Annotated in this window: 1 pseudogene; it reads left to right on the top strand. The window is 34.0% G+C overall.

What is annotated here, in order from left to right:
• A pseudogene (locus ABZC13_RS14275) lies at window positions 1–1,698 on the top strand (hypothetical protein); the annotation flags it as partial.

The raw sequence follows: 1,698 nt of genomic DNA, 5'->3' as shown, positions 1-1,698 counted from the left end.
GCAGAAACCGGTTTAGATATAAAAATAAATACAGTAAATGATTCATTTTATGCAAGTACAGTTATTATGTCAACTGAAATTTATGAACCAAAATTTTGTTATGACTATGCATATAGTCAGTATGGAAAATACTTTACTGCAAAGCATAATCAAACAGCTGGTCCGTATATAACTGGAACAATAGTTAGTGGAGAGCCAGTAGCTGTTAAACTTTATATAAGAAATGAAGAAAATTCAGATGTAACAGCTGACAACCTTACTGTAAATATCCTAGATATTAATATTACTCAAGCAAAATATCAATCCAACTCAACACTTGTTACACTGCCTAATTCTATTATTCAAACATCGATTTCTGATGCTGTTTTAACAATTTCAGCAGATAAAAGCTCTGTAGAAAATATTCCTATAGGTGAAGTAGACGGTCTTGAATATTTTTATACATATTACACTCTAGATACATTCACATCAGATATTAATATGCCTATAAATGCTAGAGTTGACTACAATGTAACACTACCAACAGGTGCTACTACTACAACAGTACCATACACAAGGTATTTAAATAGTAATATTGAAATATGTAGCGGTAGTTCTGTATATAGTCCAGAAGAAAGAATTTTTAATATAGTCCATAACGGGTATGCAAATAATTCTCTAACAAGCGGATACTACTATAATCTCCCGACTCAGGTTACTTCTAGAGCTGGTAACTTCAAGGTCATCTCTTTAGATGTAAATAATACAAATACATTAAAAGATATAAACACAACGGTTGCCGTAGAACTAATAGATGCCTCAGCATTTCACGATACTGAAGCATCATGTCAAGAGGAAAGCAGCTCCATTAGTGATAAGGTTTGGGTAACTATACAGGGGAATAGAGCAAGTTTTTCGGCAAAAGATATTATTGACAATCATCTTTTAATAGATCCAAATTCAGCTGCAAACTTTTACGCAAAGGCTAGAGAAAATGTAGCCTTTCGCATAAGCTATCCTGTAGGTGATAGTAATGAAACTACAATATCACAAGAAGACCCTATTGGTTCAGGTTTATTTAAATTAAAAGATTTTCCAGGATATGCTGGTTCAAGTTGTGTAAATGATGTTTATTTTGAGTACTTAAACCCTGCTGGACAGCTTAAATCTAAGACATTTACACAAGTTCCAGAAGCTTGTGCAAATGCAGGTACTGCTGCAGCTTCGTCTATGAGTAAAAGAGAGCTAAATGCTTGTTTAGAGTGTATATATGGAACTAAAATCAAATATATCTGTTCTCGTGACAACTTTGCTATCAGACCTGAAGCATTTATGATGCATATAGATGACCAAAACCAAACAAATCCTACTTCACAAAGTAGGTTAACAACCACTTATTCAGGTGTATCTGGAGCAACTGCTCCTGTACTAAATCTAGCTTCAGACTATACTTATAACATAGAAGTAAATGCAACAAACCACGTAAACAATAATGCCTCTGATGGATATATACAATTTTTCAACTCAGCAGATGATGGTTCTGCGTATACATGGGAGCCTCGAACTGGCGTTACTGTAGGTGCATGTAATGATGAAGACAACAAAACGGTCTCTATATCATTTATGAATGGTGTTGTAGATGCTAATACATCTGTAAATCAAGTCGGAGAGTACAGATTAAATATTAGAGATACTTCATGGACCGCAGTTGATAGTAAT

The sequence above is a fragment of the Sulfurimonas sp. genome, from assembly GCF_041563035.1.
GTDB lineage: Bacteria > Campylobacterota > Campylobacteria > Campylobacterales > Sulfurimonadaceae > Sulfurimonas.
Note: the sequence above shows the minus strand (reverse complement) of the source record. Positions and strands in the feature narration are given on the sequence as shown.